General features: G+C 64.4%; 15 protein-coding genes and 1 tRNA gene. 7 read left to right on the top strand and 9 right to left on the bottom strand.

From position 1 onward, the window contains the following. Positions 1-100: 100 nt before the first annotated feature. Positions 101-1321 carry a serine hydrolase domain-containing protein gene (locus tag U1738_RS02980; RefSeq protein WP_332787531.1) on the bottom strand — a complete coding sequence of 407 codons (1221 nt, stop codon included), beginning with the start codon at positions 1319-1321 and terminating at the stop codon, positions 101-103. Positions 1322-1462: 141 nt separating this feature from the next. Here U1738_RS02980 and U1738_RS02975 point away from each other — a divergent pair, with 141 nt between their 5' ends. Both U1738_RS02975 and U1738_RS02970 read left to right on the top strand, forming a co-directional pair. Next, positions 1463-3214, top strand: coding sequence for a class I adenylate-forming enzyme family protein (locus U1738_RS02975; protein WP_332787530.1), 1752 nt, complete (start codon positions 1463-1465; stop codon positions 3212-3214). Between the two features lie 190 nt (positions 3215-3404). Beyond that, positions 3405-3884, top strand: a complete 480-nt coding sequence (locus tag U1738_RS02970) for a hypothetical protein (protein WP_332787529.1) — start codon at positions 3405-3407, stop codon at positions 3882-3884. An 86-nt stretch (positions 3885-3970) separates the two neighbouring features. On the opposite strand, the gene aac(3) is transcribed toward U1738_RS02970, so the two are convergent. After that, the gene (gene aac(3), locus U1738_RS02965; RefSeq protein WP_332787528.1) at positions 3971-4789 is read right to left on the bottom strand and encodes an aminoglycoside 3-N-acetyltransferase; all 819 of its coding nucleotides are present in this window, start codon (positions 4787-4789) and stop codon (positions 3971-3973) included. 286 nt (positions 4790-5075) lie between these two features. Next, positions 5076-6560, bottom strand: coding sequence for a glycerol kinase GlpK (gene glpK, locus U1738_RS02960; protein WP_332787527.1), 1485 nt, complete (start codon positions 6558-6560; stop codon positions 5076-5078). Positions 6561-6629: 69 nt separating this feature from the next. Between glpK and U1738_RS02955 the strand changes: the two genes are divergently transcribed. Both U1738_RS02955 and U1738_RS02950 read left to right on the top strand, forming a co-directional pair. Beyond that, the gene (locus U1738_RS02955) at positions 6630-7871 is read left to right on the top strand and encodes an AI-2E family transporter (RefSeq protein WP_332787526.1); all 1242 of its coding nucleotides are present in this window, start codon (positions 6630-6632) and stop codon (positions 7869-7871) included. Between the two features lie 88 nt (positions 7872-7959). Then, positions 7960-8036 (top strand) — tRNA-Asp (locus U1738_RS02950). A gap of 177 nt (positions 8037-8213) precedes the next feature. On the opposite strand, the gene U1738_RS02945 is transcribed toward U1738_RS02950, so the two are convergent. The 4 genes from U1738_RS02945 to U1738_RS02930 all read right to left on the bottom strand — a co-directional run bounded on the left by U1738_RS02945 (position 8214) and on the right by U1738_RS02930 (position 9815). Beyond that, positions 8214-8426: a DUF2842 domain-containing protein gene (locus tag U1738_RS02945; RefSeq protein ID WP_332787525.1), complete on the bottom strand. Its 213-nt coding sequence runs from the start codon at positions 8424-8426 to the stop codon at positions 8214-8216. Beyond that, complete coding sequence (locus tag U1738_RS02940; RefSeq protein ID WP_332787524.1) at positions 8423-8986, bottom strand: 5-formyltetrahydrofolate cyclo-ligase; 564 nt, start codon at positions 8984-8986, stop codon at positions 8423-8425. Before U1738_RS02940 ends, U1738_RS02945 begins: the two co-directional genes overlap by 4 nt. 365 nt (positions 8987-9351) lie before the next feature. Further along, positions 9352-9639, bottom strand: a complete 288-nt coding sequence (locus U1738_RS02935) for a cell division protein ZapA (protein ID WP_332787523.1) — start codon at positions 9637-9639, stop codon at positions 9352-9354. After that, on the bottom strand, positions 9639-9815 hold the full coding sequence (locus tag U1738_RS02930) for a hypothetical protein (protein ID WP_332787522.1): 177 nt from the start codon (positions 9813-9815) through the stop codon (positions 9639-9641). Before U1738_RS02930 ends, U1738_RS02935 begins: the two co-directional genes overlap by 1 nt. Positions 9816-10080: 265 nt before the next feature. Between U1738_RS02930 and gap the strand changes: the two genes are divergently transcribed. The 3 genes from gap to U1738_RS02915 are packed head-to-tail and all read left to right on the top strand — an operon-like array spanning position 10081 to position 12829. After that, positions 10081-11091 (top strand): type I glyceraldehyde-3-phosphate dehydrogenase, encoded by a 1011-nt coding sequence (gene gap / locus U1738_RS02925; RefSeq protein ID WP_332787521.1) that lies wholly within the window; start codon positions 10081-10083, stop codon positions 11089-11091. Next, complete coding sequence (locus tag U1738_RS02920; protein WP_332787520.1) at positions 11091-11639, top strand: MOSC domain-containing protein; 549 nt, start codon at positions 11091-11093, stop codon at positions 11637-11639. The genes gap and U1738_RS02920 overlap by 1 nt, the downstream gene beginning before the upstream one ends. Further along, on the top strand, positions 11636-12829 hold the full coding sequence (locus U1738_RS02915; protein ID WP_332787519.1) for a phosphoglycerate kinase: 1194 nt from the start codon (positions 11636-11638) through the stop codon (positions 12827-12829). Before U1738_RS02920 ends, U1738_RS02915 begins: the two co-directional genes overlap by 4 nt. A 188-nt stretch (positions 12830-13017) precedes the next feature. Here the strand turns inward: U1738_RS02915 and U1738_RS02910 are convergent, their stop codons facing one another. Further along, positions 13018-13500 carry a TlpA family protein disulfide reductase gene (locus U1738_RS02910; protein ID WP_332787518.1) on the bottom strand — a complete coding sequence of 161 codons (483 nt, stop codon included), beginning with the start codon at positions 13498-13500 and terminating at the stop codon, positions 13018-13020. Between the two features lie 64 nt (positions 13501-13564). Further along, positions 13565-14074, bottom strand: a complete 510-nt coding sequence (locus U1738_RS02905) for a TlpA family protein disulfide reductase (RefSeq protein WP_332787517.1) — start codon at positions 14072-14074, stop codon at positions 13565-13567. Positions 14075-14089 lie beyond the last annotated feature (15 nt).

The raw sequence follows: 14089 nt of genomic DNA, 5'->3' as shown, positions 1-14089 counted from the left end.
TCCTGGAATTCGCGTCATCCCGGCGGAGGCCGGGATCGCTGGGTTTGAGGCGAGCGTTCCGCGTAAAACGCGGCGGCCCCGGCCTTCGCCGAGGTGACGGCTAGGTCAGCGCGCTGTAGATCAACGTCTTCAACTCGCGGCGGATCGGGTACGTGGAACTGGGCGACATCTGCGTCATGAACACCATCGTCAGGCGTTCGACCGGATCGACGAAGAAGGCGGTCGAGAACATGCCGCCCCAATAATATTCGCCGACCGAGCCGGGGATCATCGACCGGGCGACGTCGATATTGACTGCGAAACCGAGGCCGAAGCCGGTGCCGGCATTGGCCGCTTCGCTGAACAGGGATTTGGACATCCTGGAGAGGTCCGATCCGCCGGGCAGGTGGTTCATCGTCATCAGGTCGATCGTCTTACGCCCGACCAGACGCGCCCCGTCCAGCTCGCCGCCGTTCAGCAGCATCGTATTGAATCTGTGATAATCGAGTGCCGACGACACGAGGCCACCGCCGCCGGATACGAGCTTCGGCATATTGGCCCACAGGCTCTCCGCGCCGCGATCGTACATCACGCGGCCCTTGCCGGGGACGAAGGCGTAGCAATCGGTGAGGCGGTCGATCTTGTCGGCGGGGACGGCGAAGAACGTGTCGTGCATCTTGAGCGGCGCGAAGATGCGCGTTGCAAAGAAGTCTGCGAGCGGCAGGCCCGACACGCGCTGCACGACCGCGCCGAGCACGTCGGTAGCGACGGAATAATTCCACGACGTGCCGGGCGAGAATTCGAGCGGCAGCTTGGCGAGCGCGCCGATGAAACCGTCGAGATCGTGATTGCCATGCCAGTTTTCGATCTTGCCGGCGCGATAGGCGGCATCGACGTTCGAGCGATACTGGAAGCCGTAGGTCAGGCCCGACGTGTGGCGCAGCAGATCGACCATGCGCATCGGTTCGGCGGTGGGGAGCGTGCCGAACGGCACGTCACCGCCGCCGCCATTGAATACGCCGATATCCTTGAATTCGGGCAATACGTGGTGGACCGGCGTATCGACCGCGACCTTGCCCTCCTCGACCAGCATCATGAACGCGATCGAGGTGATCGGCTTGGTCATACTGGCGATGCGGAACAGCGAGCTTTCGTCGACCGGCTTGCCGCCTTCTCGTGCCGGGCCCTGGCTGCCGAAATGCACGATCTCGCCATCGCGGGCGAGCAGGATCTGGGTGTTCGCGAGCTTGCCGGAATCGATGTAGCGTTCCTTCAGCAACGCATCGATGCGGGCGAGGCGGCTGCCATCGAAACCCAGCTTTTCCGGCTTTGCGATTTTCATGGGGTCGCCCATACCTCTAATTCGAAACCGGCAATGAACCGGCACGCACCCTATTGCCTTGAGTGGGGCGTGAATCAACACTAAACGGGCGCAAAGTGGCAGATAAGCCAAACCCGAAGTTCAGATTTGGAGAGACATGTCTTGCAGACCGAATCGTTGATCGCGCTCGATCCGTCCTGGCCAGCGGTCACATTGCCGCAGGCGCAGGAGATGCTGACCGCGGCCGGCAGCAAGTTCGAGATCGAGACGATCGAGATCCGCGGCGTGCCGACGCGGGTGTGGAAGCATGCGCCGCCCAACCTGTCGTGGCTGATCCAGGCCGCGCGCGCCTACGGCTCAGGCGTGTTCATGGTCTATGAGAACGAGCGCGTCACCTATGAGGCGAATTACCGCGCGGTGGCGACGCTGGCGGTGAAGATGCAGGCGATGGGCATCGGGCGCGGCGACCGCGTTGCCATCGCGATGCGCAATTTGCCGGAATGGCCGGTGATCTTCTTCGCCGCCGCCAGCATCGGTGCGATCGTCGTGCCGCTGAATGCGTGGTGGACGGCGGGCGAACTGGAATACGGCATCGACGATTCGGGTGCGCGCTTGCTGTTCGTGGACGACGAGCGGCATCAGCGGCTGGTCGAGGCAGGTCTGTCTTTGCCGGCGGTGGAGCACGTGATCGTGTCGCGCGCGTCGGGCGCGCTGGACGGGCGGGCATCACGGCTGGAGGATATGATCGGCACGCCGCACGATTACGCCGCGCTGCCGGACGTGGACTTCCCGCAGGTGGCCATCGCGCCCGACGACGATGCGACGATCTTCTACACCAGTGGTACGACCGGGAATCCGAAGGGGGCGCTCGGCACGCATCGCAACCTGATGACCAACATCCTGTCGGGCGGGTATGCCGGCGCGCGGTCTTCGTTGCGGCGGGGCGAAGCGGTGCCGGAGCCGACGCCGCGCACGATGCTGACGGTGATTCCTTTGTTCCATGTGACGGCGTGCAGCGCGAGCCTGATGGGCGTGATCGCGACCGGATCCAAGATGATCTTCATGCGCAAATGGGATGTCGTGCGCGCGATGGAGATCATCGAGACGGAAAAGGTGAACATCACCGGCGGCGTGCCGACGATCGCCTGGCAGTTGATCGAGCATCCCGACCGGCACAAATACGATCTCTCCTCGATCGAGGCGATCGCGTACGGTGGGGCTCCCTCCGCGCCGGAACTGGTGCGGCGCATTCATGAGGAATTCGGCGCGCTGCCCGGCAATGGCTGGGGCATGACCGAGACGATGGCGACGGTGACGAGCCATGCGGCGGAGGATTATCTCAACCGCCCGACCAGCGCCGGGCCGCCGGTGGCGGTCGCCGACCTGAAGATCGTGGCGGACGACGGCGTGACCGAGCTGCCGATGGGCGAGGTCGGCGAATTGTGGGCGCGCGGGCCGATGATCGTGAAGGGCTATTGGAACAAGCCCGAGGCGAGCGCGGAGACGTTCGTACAAGGCTGGGTGCGCACCGGCGATCTGGCGCGGCTGGACGAGGAGGGGTTTCTCTACGTCGTGGACCGGGCGAAGGACATGATCATCCGTGGCGGCGAGAACATCTATTCGAGCGAGGTGGAGAACGTGCTGTACGAGCACCCCGCCGTCACCGATTGCGCGCTGATCGGCATCCCGCACCGCACCCTGGGCGAGGAGCCGGCGGCGGTGGTGCATCTGGCGCCGGGCATGGCGGCGAGCGAGGCGGAACTACAGGCGTGGGTGAAGGCGCGGCTGGCGGTGTTCAAGACGCCGGTGGCGATCCGCTTCGTGCACGAGACTTTGCCGAGAAACGCGAACGGGAAGATTTTGAAGAAGGATCTGAAGGTGTTGTTCGAGGATCGGGTGGGCGTGGCGGCTTAGGCGGCACCGACTTGTGATCTGGTGGATTCGAGACGGGCGGATTTAGGGGCAACGGTCGGTGATCGCTGCCATCGCCCGACACGTTCCGTTTTCTCGAAAAAGATGCTGAATTGGAAATAGCGTCCCGTTCGCCATAATAGCATATCTGCACACGATTGCGGCAGAATAGGGAACGGTGGTGCTGACATTGATGCTCATGCTGGCGACGCCGGCCTACACCGTACCGCCGGGTCTGGCAGGAGTGGCCGGCTTGCAAGGTTGCTGGCGAGTAAGCGGGCAGGTTCAGGGCAAAGACTCGCCGTCGATCGCGCGAGGCGAGTGGCATTTGGGCCGGCGCTATTTCACCCTGCACCTGCGCGCGACCGGTTCGGACCCGTACGAGGCAGCAATCACCTATGGCGCTGGCGAGAAGCCCCAAGCCATAGGGTCGGTATTTTCCGACACCTTCGGTGGCCTGTACGAGCCGTCGCTGGGTCTTGGCGAGCTGGAACAGGGCGGGTTTGTGCAACGCTACCGCTTCTCGGACGCGACGTATGTAAATCGGTTCAACCGCTCCGGCACTGGCTGGCGTTGGACCATCACCGAGGAGACAAAGGACAAGCCGCCCTCAGTTTTTGCAGACTATCGCCTGCGCCCGGCTTCATGTCGCGGAATGAAGTTCGATTACTGAGGTAACAGACCGAAGCGCCTTCCGACAACGAACGGCGATCGATACGACCGGCGCATTCCCTTTGGGATTGAGAAATGGGAATTTTGTTACGCCGGCCTAGGGTGAGCCTCTAACCAGTTGACTGCGAACGCCAGCATCGGTTTCGCGTCCACGAGAAGGGATGGGGCAAGGCCAATCAAACCTTCGCAGCCTGCTCCTCCTACGACGTAGGCGGTGACGATCTGCTCAATATAGTCCTCCGGGAGTCCCTCCATCACCGGCTCCGTCGTGTCGAACTCCTCGACAACTCGCCACGTCTTTCCCGCCGCTCCTGCGAACGGCACCTCGTAGCGGCGGACCAGTTTGTCCGGCAAATCGGCAAGATGATCGGCATGGTGGACGAGCGTCATAGTGTCCCAAGGCGCTCCAACCATTAGAACTCGGCCGCCCCGTTCGACCAGCTTGGCAAGGGGTGATCCCTCACCATAGCCATAGTCCTGCGGATGATCGGCGGTCATCCATTCGGCCAGCTTGCCGATCGCCGCCACGGAAGCACCGGGATTGGCGCTCCTGTGCGCTCCGGGCATCGTCCGAACGAACTCGGCGATGATACCGTTCATCCGCACCGCTCGCGACGCTTGCCGGTCGAACCCCGGCACATGGTCGCGCCATTCGGGTAGGACACGGTCATCGTCATCCATCAGGTCATCATGAAAGCTATCCCAGCTTGTATAGACAAGCACCGTGCCTTCGGGGCCGACGACATCAAGGACGGCGTTCGACAAGGCATCGGGACCGTTGAGAAGCGGCCCGACCTTCCTCATTGCAGCATGGACCATAACGGTATCACCTGCGCGCAACCCGATACGGGTCAGGTCGTCGCCTAGCGAAGCACGGGTGCGGAAATCGGGTAACTCATCGTCCATAGAGAGATTGATGCCTCATTCCGATCGGCCGTCCAAGTGTGTCCATCGCCTGCTCCGGCTTTCCCACAAACGAACGTCTAACTAGAAAACGCGACTGCGATGTCCGCCGCACATTCCTGCCGGAGGGTGCATTCCCGAAATCTGTTCCCGATTCGGTTTTGCCAAAACTGCCTATCGGACACGGAGAAACGGGAATATCGCAAGGAGTGTGGCGACCGTTTTGAGATCGCGTGCCCATCTATCGAGCGGTCGGGAATGAGTGAAAGTAGGCCAAGCACATTTACCGTCATCCTGACACAGCGACGACACTGTTCACCGCTCGCTCCCAGCCATCCAGGCGATCCTTTCGAGCGTCAGGACTCATAGTCGGCCTGAACGTCTCCACCTTGCCGCGCATCACGCTCGCCGCCTCCAGATCCTTGAACAGCCCGCACCCGATCCCCGCCAACATCGCCGCGCCCAACGCGGTCGTTTCGGCGAATGCCGGGCGTTCGACGTCCACGTTCAGGATGTCGGCCATGTCCTGCGCCATCCAGTCGTTGGCGACCATGCCGCCGTCGATGCGGACGCAGTTCCAGTCTATGCCGTCGGCGGCGAAGGCGGTTTTCAGGTCGTGGGCCTGGTGGGCCATCGCCTCCAAAGCGGCGCGGACGATGTGCGCTTTGCCGGTCGAGAAGCTCAAGCCCGAGATTGTGCCGCGGGCCTCTGGTTCCCACCATGGTGCGCCGAGGCCCGACAGCGCAGGGACGAGATAGGTGCCGCCATTGTCGGGCACGCTGCGGGCGAGGGCTTCGGTTTCGGCGGCGTTACCGATCAGGCCGAGCGAGTCGCGCAGCCATTTGATCAGGCTGCCGGCGACGAACACCGATCCCTCCAGCGCATAGGCGCGGCGGCCGTCGATCTGCCACGCGATGGTGGAGAGCAGGCGGTTGCGTGAGGTGGGCGGGGTGGGCCCGGCTTGCGTGAGGACGAAGGCACCGGTGCCGAAGGTCGCCTTGGTCTCGCCGATCTTGAGACAGGACTGGCCGATCGTCGCGGCCTGTTGGTCGCCGGCGATGCCGCAGATCGGGATGGGGGTGCCGAACAGGGTGGTTTCGCCGAACCGGCCCGCGCAATCGACGATTTCGGGTAGCGCCTTGCGGGGCGCGCCGAACAGTTCGATCAGGCCGTCGTCCCAATGGCCGCTGCCGATCGCCATCAGGGCGGTGCGGCTGGCGTTGGTGGCATCCGTGACGTGGACGCCGCCCCGATTTTCGTTGGCGGTAAGTTTCCAGATCAGCCACGATTCGATCGTGCCGACCGCGAGGCGATCACCAGCCTCCTTCAGTTGCGGCCAATGCTCCATAGCCCAGCCGATCTTGCTGCCGGAAAAATAGGGATCGAGCAGCAGGCCGGTCTTGGCCTGGACGGCGGCCTCGTTGCCGGCCTCCTTCAATTCGCGGCAGCGGGCGGCGGTGCGGCGATCCTGCCAGACGATCGCGGGGGCAAGGGGTTCGCCGCTCTCGCGGTCCCAGAACACCACGGTCTCGCGCTGGTTGGTGATGCCGATCGCGGCGATGCGATCCGCGCCGCCGGCCTGTTCGATCACCGCGCGCGTGACGGCGAGCGTCTTGTCCCAGATTTCGGCGGCGTCGTGTTCGACCCGGCCGGGCTCGGGATAATGCTGTGTCAGTTCCTCGGACCGGACGGCGGTGCATTTGCCGTCGGGCTGGAACAGCATGGCACGGGTCGATGTGGTGCCTTCGTCGATGACCAGAATGAGTTCGCTCATGAGGTTCACGCTAGCCGGGATTACAAGCCGGGGGAATGCCGCTAGGGTCGTGAATGGAGAAGGTGAACGATGACCCCGGTGAGCGACGATACGACCAATCCCCTGCCGCCCGCCGCGCCCGCGTCGGGGGCGTTTGGCCTGCCGCTCGCGGCGAGCCAGGACGAGGGGGAGGATGCGCGGATAGCGCAGCGGCGCGACCGGCTGCTTGCCGCGTTGACGCTGATCTCGGGCATCGGCCTGGCGCTGGCGATGCCGTTCGCGTTGAAGGCGGGGGCGGAATTCTTCCTGCCGACGACGACCGCGTTGGTGATCGCGATCGCGCTGATCCCGTTGCTCGAATGGCTGGAGCGCAGGCGCGTGCCGTCGCCGCTGGCGGCTTTGTTCTGCGTGCTGATGTTCCTGATCGTAGCGAACATCGCGCTGGCGGCAATCGTCGTGCCGGCGACGGAATTCTTCCGCCTGCTGCCGACGCGTATCGATCGCATCCAGAGCAATCTGGCGCCGCTGCTCGATCTGTATTCGAGCCTGGAAAAATACGTCAACAAGACGCTGCGGCAGATCGCATCCACGCCGATCAAGCCCGCGCCGACTGCCGGGGTCGCGCCGCCGAGTTCGATTCTCGAACTGGCGGCGACGTCCGCGCCGGCGGTGCTGATCCAATTGTTCTTCGGCATCCTGACCGCGTATTTCTTCCTCGCCGGGTGGACGCGGATGCGCAAGCGCACGATTACCAGCCGCACCAGCTTCGGCGGCGCGATGGCGACGGCGCGGGTGATCCAGGACGTGGTGGACGATGTGTCGTCCTATCTGGGCACGATCACCGCGATCAATATCGCGCTGGGACTGTGCATCGCGGGCGCGCTTTACGCGCTGGGCATGCCGTTTCCGCTGATGTGGGGCGGCATCGTGGTACTGCTGAACTATGTGCCGTATTTCGGGCCGGTGGTGGCGGCGTTGCTGCTGGCGGTCGGCGGACTGATGACCTTTTCCGACATCTGGGTCGCGTTGGCACCGCCGGCGATCATGTACGGGCTGCACCTGATCGAGGCGAACGTGGTGACGCCGCTGATCGTCGGGCACCGGCTGACGATCAATCCGATCATGATTCTCATCTCGATCAGCTTTTGGGGCTGGGTGTGGGGGACGACGGGCGCGCTGCTCGCGGTGCCGCTGTTGATCATCCTGCAGACTGTGATCGGCGCGGCGGGCAAGCCGGATATCGCCGGCTTCCTGTTCGAACACGGCACGCTGACGCAGCAAAGGAAGCGGCGTGGGCGCGAGATCGACACGCGCGCGGATACCGGAGGATAATCGCGGCGGATAATTGTCGCGCAAGGGGCAGAAACCGCGTTGACAGGGTGCCCGCTCACGCATAGTGAGCCGCCTCCACGCTTTACAAGCGGGTGTAGCTCAGTTGGTTAGAGCGCCGGCCTGTCACGCCGGAGGTCGCGGGTTCGAGCCCCGTCACTCGCGCCATTGCCCTGTTCGGGCATGGTGGAAGTTGGTTTTTCACCATGCGATATACTCTGCCGTCATCCCGGACTTGATCCGGCATCAACGTGCCGAAAGCGCAGCGCACGAAAACCAAACGCATCGAAAGCCGCAAGTTGGATCCCGGATCAAGTCCGGGATGACGGCGTCACTTGAGGCACCCTACCGCCAGCGCCCGGTTTCCATCCATTGCAGCAGGCGGCGCATCGGCAGCACCCAGAGCCAGACGATGCCGGTGAAGACATAGAACACTAACTGCAACAGCCAGTGCCATTCGGCCACGATGTTCGACAGGCTGGCGACGCCCACCACCCAGATCGCGATCAGCAACAGGATGAACAGCATGCCTGCGGGTTTGCGCCAGCTTGGCGTCATCGGGTGATCCAGTCCAGTTCGGTGGCGATGGCGTGCAGTGGCACATCCCATGGGTCGGCGGGAAGCGCCTCGACCTGCTGCATGCTCCACGCAACCCCGATGCGCCATGCGTCGGGGAAGGCGACGAAGGCGCGGTCGTAATGGCCGGCACCCTGGCCGAGCCGGTTGAGCGCGGAATCGAACGCGACGAGCGGTGTAAGGATGATGTCCGGCACGCGTTCTTCGGCGGTTTCGGCGGGCTGGTGCAGGCCGAACGGGCCGGCGACCAACGCAGCCTCGGTATCCCAGGCGAGAAAGCGCAATGGCGGTTTCGCACCGGTGACGTGGGGCAGGACGATCTCGCACCCTGCCTCGACGGCGGCGCGGGCGAGGGAGGAGGGATCGGCCTCGCCGCCCATCGGAACATAGGAGGCGACGGTCATGCCGTGTTCGAGGCGATCGCGGAACGCTTGCGGCACGGCGATCTCGGGCCGCGCGCGCGCTACGAACAGGTCGCGATCGGCGCGCATGCGGGCGCGGAGGGATTTCTTGTCCAGAGCGGGGTGGCTTTCGCTAGGCATCGTTGCGACCAGGAACGGGCTGCTTCCCCGGCGAAGGCCGGGGTCCAGTCGGGACACAGACGTGATCGGGCGCTGTGCGACGTAACATCGACCTTCCCGACTGGGCCCCGGCCTTCGCTTGGGAAGCGGGTGATAGATTCGCGTGTAAGTTGGGTGATGATGGCAACGGGCCGGATGGAGTGGCGGGACCACCGTGGCCGTTTGCCTGAATATCCTCTGACGCCAAAAGCATCAGGTGGGGATCATGTACGACAGACCAGGATCTGCGCAGGGACAACCCCCTAGGAAGAAGAATCGCCTCAGGGATAATCGGTAAAGCTCGTACCGGGCAGTGCCCGCCACCGGCATATATAGCGCGCGAGAGGTTAATTCTCAAGGCTCGCGGCCAGCGCTTCGAGCCGGTCGGCGAGCTTTTCCAGCAATTCTGCGCCCGGCCCCTCGAGCGGCCTGTTCTGCGCATCGTTCAGGGCGTCGGCGAGCATCAGCGCTACGAACAGCATCGCGCGTTCTCCGCCGATCCCGCCCGAGGCGCGGGCGGCGGCGGGCCAGCGCGCGTCGAGCAGCGCACCGATGCGGAACAACTGATCCTCCTCGCCATCGCGGCAGGCGACGATGTGGCGGTGGCCGCCGATGGTGAGCGTGACGTCTGCCATCAGTCGGCGCTGCCGCGTGCGATGACGTCGTCGAGTGCGGCGACGGCATCGGCCATGCGCGTGCGCAGGGCGGCATGTCGCTGGACAAGGGCTTCGCCGGCGCGTTCGCGCTTGGCGCTGGCCGCTTCGATCCGCGCGATGGCGGCATGAATGCGGTCGATGGGAGGAACGGCCATCGCCTTCAGATAGCACGGCTTGTCCCCGCGACAACATGGATTTGCCGTTCCTGCGGTTGACGCGGGGGACAAGCCACCGCAAAGACCGCGCGAATTATCGACGGCCGGGGGGCGTGTCGCCCGGCACCTGCGAAGGATTGCGCGCGCCAGTAGCCGTTGCGGACTTCGATCCCGCCACCCGCGATTCGCGGGGCAGGGATCGCTGCTGCGGCTGCGACGCGACTGATTTCGGCCCGCTTGGGCGTGATATGACGGGAGACAGGATATGACGGTCAAGGTAGCGATCAACGGGTTCGGGCGCATCGGTCGCCTCGTCGCGCGTGCGGTTCTGGAGCGTGGCGACACGGGGCTGGAACTGGTGGCGATCAACGATCTGGCCGATGCCAAGTCGAACGCGTGGCTGTTCAGCCGCGACAGCGTGCACGGCAAGTATCCGGGCGTCGTCTCGGCCGAGGGCAACGATCTGGTCGTGGACGGCAAGCGTATCCGCGTGACCGCAGAGCGCGATCCGGCGAACCTGCCGCACAAGGAACTGGGTGTCGATATCGTGCTGGAATGCACCGGCTTCTTCACCGATCGCGAGAGCGCGCAGAAGCATATCGATGCGGGTGCCAAGAAGGTGCTGATCTCCGCCCCGGCCAAGGGCGTCGACCTGACCGTGGTGTACGGCGTGAACAACGACAAATTGGAGGCGAGCCACAACATCGTTTCCAACGCGTCGTGCACGACCAACTGCCTGGCACCGGTCGCCAAGGTGCTGAACGATGCGATCGGCATCGAGCGCGGCCTGATGACGACGGTGCACGCGTATACCAACGACCAGAAGATCCTCGATCAGATCCACCCCGATCTGCGCCGTGCGCGTGCGGCGGCGATGTCGATGATCCCGACCACGACGGGCGCGGCGCGCGCGGTGGGCGAGGTTCTGCCGGAACTGAAGGGCAAGCTGGACGGATCGGCGATCCGCGTGCCGGTGCCGGATGGCAGCCTGATCGACCTGACCTTCACGCCCAAGCGCGACACGACCGTCGAGGAAGTGAACGCGATCCTGAAGGCGGCGAGCGAGAGCGGCCCGATGGTCGGCATCCTGGTCTATTCGGACGAGCCGCTGGTTTCGATCGACATCGTGCATACGCCGGCATCGTCGACGATCGACAGCCTCGAGACGGCAGTGCTGGACGGCAAGCTGGTCCGCGTGGTTAGCTGGTACGATAACGAATGGGGCTTCTCGAACCGCATGATCGATACTGCGGGTGCGATGGGCAAGTTCCTCTAATGGATAAAGTCGCCCCGGCGCAGGCCGGGGCCGCGGCGTTTGTGGCCGATGACAGCCCCACACACCCAGCGGCCCCGGCCTGCGCCGGGGTGACGGGCACGCTCGCCGGAATCGCCCGGCACGGCCGGCCCAAAGGCCCGATGGAAACGATCGACCATGCCGTCGTCACGATCGAAGGCGGCATCGCCGGCGATTTTCGCGGTGGCATGAAGGGCCGGGCACACAAGCGGCAAGTGTCGCTGATGGAGCGCGGCGACTGGGATCTGGCGATGGCCGAGGTCGGCCATGCCATTCCGTGGCAGGAACGGCGCGCGAACCTGCTGGTCGACGGGCTGGACCTGCCGCAGACCAAGGGTGTGCACTTGCGGATCGGCCGGGACGTGGTGTTGCAGGTTATGGTCGAGACCGATCCGTGCGAGCGGATGGAGAAGCTGGCCGTCGGGCTGCGCGCGGCGTTGACGCCGGACTGGCGCGGCGGCGTGTGTACGATGGTGCTCGCCGGTGGCGAGATCCGAATCGGTGATGAGATCAGGGTGGAGCAAGCATGAGCAGAGCCTTTAAAACGCTGGACGATATGGGCGATGTTTCCGGCAAGCGCGTGCTGGTGCGCGAAGACCTGAACGTGCCGATGGCGGATGGCGTTGTGACCGACGATACGCGGCTGCGCGCCACGCTAGCGACGGTCGGCGAGCTGGCCGACAAGGGCGCGATCGTGCTGGTGCTGGCACATTTCGGGCGGCCCAAGGGCGAGCGCAACCCGGCGATGTCGCTGGCGCTGGTGACCAAGCCGTACGAAGCTGTGCTGGGCCGCGCGGTACGCTTCATCGACTGGGACGGGGCGGAGGATGCGGTCGCCACGTTGCAACCGGGCGATGTCGCGGTGCTGGAGAATACGCGCTTCTTCGCGGGCGAAGAGAAGAACGATGCCGAACTGACGGCGCGGATCGCGAAGCTAGGCGATCTGTATGTCAACGATGCTTTTTCTGCGGCGCACCGTGCGCATGTTTCGACCGAAGGTTTGGCGCATGTGTTGCCGGCATTTGCGGGCCGGGCGATGGAGGCGGAACTCGATGCGCTGGACAAGGCGCTGGGCAATCCTGAGCATCCGGTCGCGGCCGTCGTGGGCGGCGCGAAGGTGTCGTCGAAGCTCGACGTGCTGAAGCATCTGGTGACGAAGGTCGATCATCTGATCATCGGCGGCGGGATGGCCAACACCTTCCTCGCGGCGCGGGGCGTGGATGTCGGCAAGTCGCTTTGCGAACATGACCTGACCGGTACGGCGGACGAGATTTTCGACGCGGCGGAGCGGGCGAACTGCACGATCCATCTGCCTTACGATGTCGTCGTGGCGAAGGAATTCGCCGCCAATCCGCCGAGCGTGCGCACCTGCAATGTGCACGAGGTTGCGGCGGACGAGATGATCCTGGATGTCGGGCCGGCAGCGGTCGAGGCGCTGGCCGACGTGATGAAGAATTGCCGGACACTCGTCTGGAACGGGCCGATGGGCGCGTTCGAGACGCCGCCGTTCGATGCGGCAACGGTGGCGCTGGCGCGCACGGCGGCGGCGCTGACGCGCGATGGTTCGCTGGTGTCGGTGGCAGGCGGCGGTGATACGGTTGCGGCGCTGAACCAGGCTGGGGCGGGGGGCGATTTTACCTTCGTGTCGACCGCTGGCGGTGCGTTTCTGGAGTGGATGGAGGGCAAGGACTTGCCCGGCGTGGCTGCGCTTTCGCGGTAATGCTTCACCGCGCATCTGCATACTTCCCCGGCGGAGGCCGGGGCCCAGTCGCGAAGGTCGATGTTACGTTGCGCCGCGCCCGATCACTTCTGTTTCCCGACTGGGCCCCGGCCTTCGCCGGGGAAGCAGAATATAAGTGTCGGAACTGCGCAATCACCCTGACAGTCCGATGAAATGGTCTTTACAGATCACCGCGCCTTGAGCAGCGGCCCCACCAGTCGTTCGATCGAACGCGCATCGAACGACTGGTTCTCGATATATTCCAGCCGGCCGCTGCGCGCGAAGACGTAGTTGGTCGGCACCGACGCCACCGTCAGATCGCGGCCGTAGACGTGGCGGGCTTGTGGATAGGCGATCCCGGGTGAGACCATCTGGTCGCCGCTGGCCTTGCCCGGATCGACGGCAATGCCGATCACGATCAGCCCCTCCGCGCGATGGCGGCGGTAATAGGCGTTGAGCAGGGGAAGCTCGGCGCGGCAGGGCAAGCACCACGTGGCCCAGATATTGACGATCACGACCTTGCCACGCAGATTTTCCAGCTTCACCCGAGCGCCATCTGCGAGCAGGAAATCGCGCGGCATGCCGCTTTGCATGGGCGCCGGCGCGGCGGACCCCATGCCGCCGATCAGCGCGAGGGCAGCGAACAATCTATAGATGCGGGGCCGGGCCATTCCGGCAAAGCTGAACGCTGCGGCGCGCGGGGTCAATCATCCTCGGAAGCGATCGGCGCACGTTTCAGCTCTGCGGCACCGGCTCGCTGAGGAGTGGTACGAGCTCGGCGTTCAGTCCGTCGAGCGTGAAGGCTGCGGCCTTGGCGTAGCGAATGCGGCCGGCGCGATCGATGATGTAGTTGGTCGGCACGGCCCTGACATTGCCATACGGGCCGTTGATCTTGCGGGCGGCCGGGATCTTCATCACCGCGAACAGTTTTTTCAACTGAAAGAGCGGCAACGACCCCTCTGTCGTAATCGCATAGACTTTCAGCCCGTTCTTGCGTTGCAGATCGTAATAGCGATCGAGCAGGGGCAGTTCCTCACGGCAGGGCACGCACCAGGTCGCCCAGTAATTGAGCACCACGACGCTGCCGCGCAGCTCTTCGCTCTTGATCTTTGTGCCATCGACCAACGTGATTTCGAACGGCGGCGCGATGTCGCCTACCTTGGGGGAGCGCGAGCCACCGATCAGCAGCGCGGCGGCAAGGCCCAGCGTGAAAGGCTTGATAAGCCGCGACAATCGATTCGCCATGATCTTCCCCCCGGA

The sequence above is a fragment of the Parasphingomonas caseinilytica genome, from assembly GCF_036663755.1.
Lineage (GTDB): Bacteria > Pseudomonadota > Alphaproteobacteria > Sphingomonadales > Sphingomonadaceae > Sphingomonas.
The sequence above is the reverse complement of the archived record's forward strand: the minus strand, read 5'-3'. Positions and strand labels throughout refer to the sequence as shown.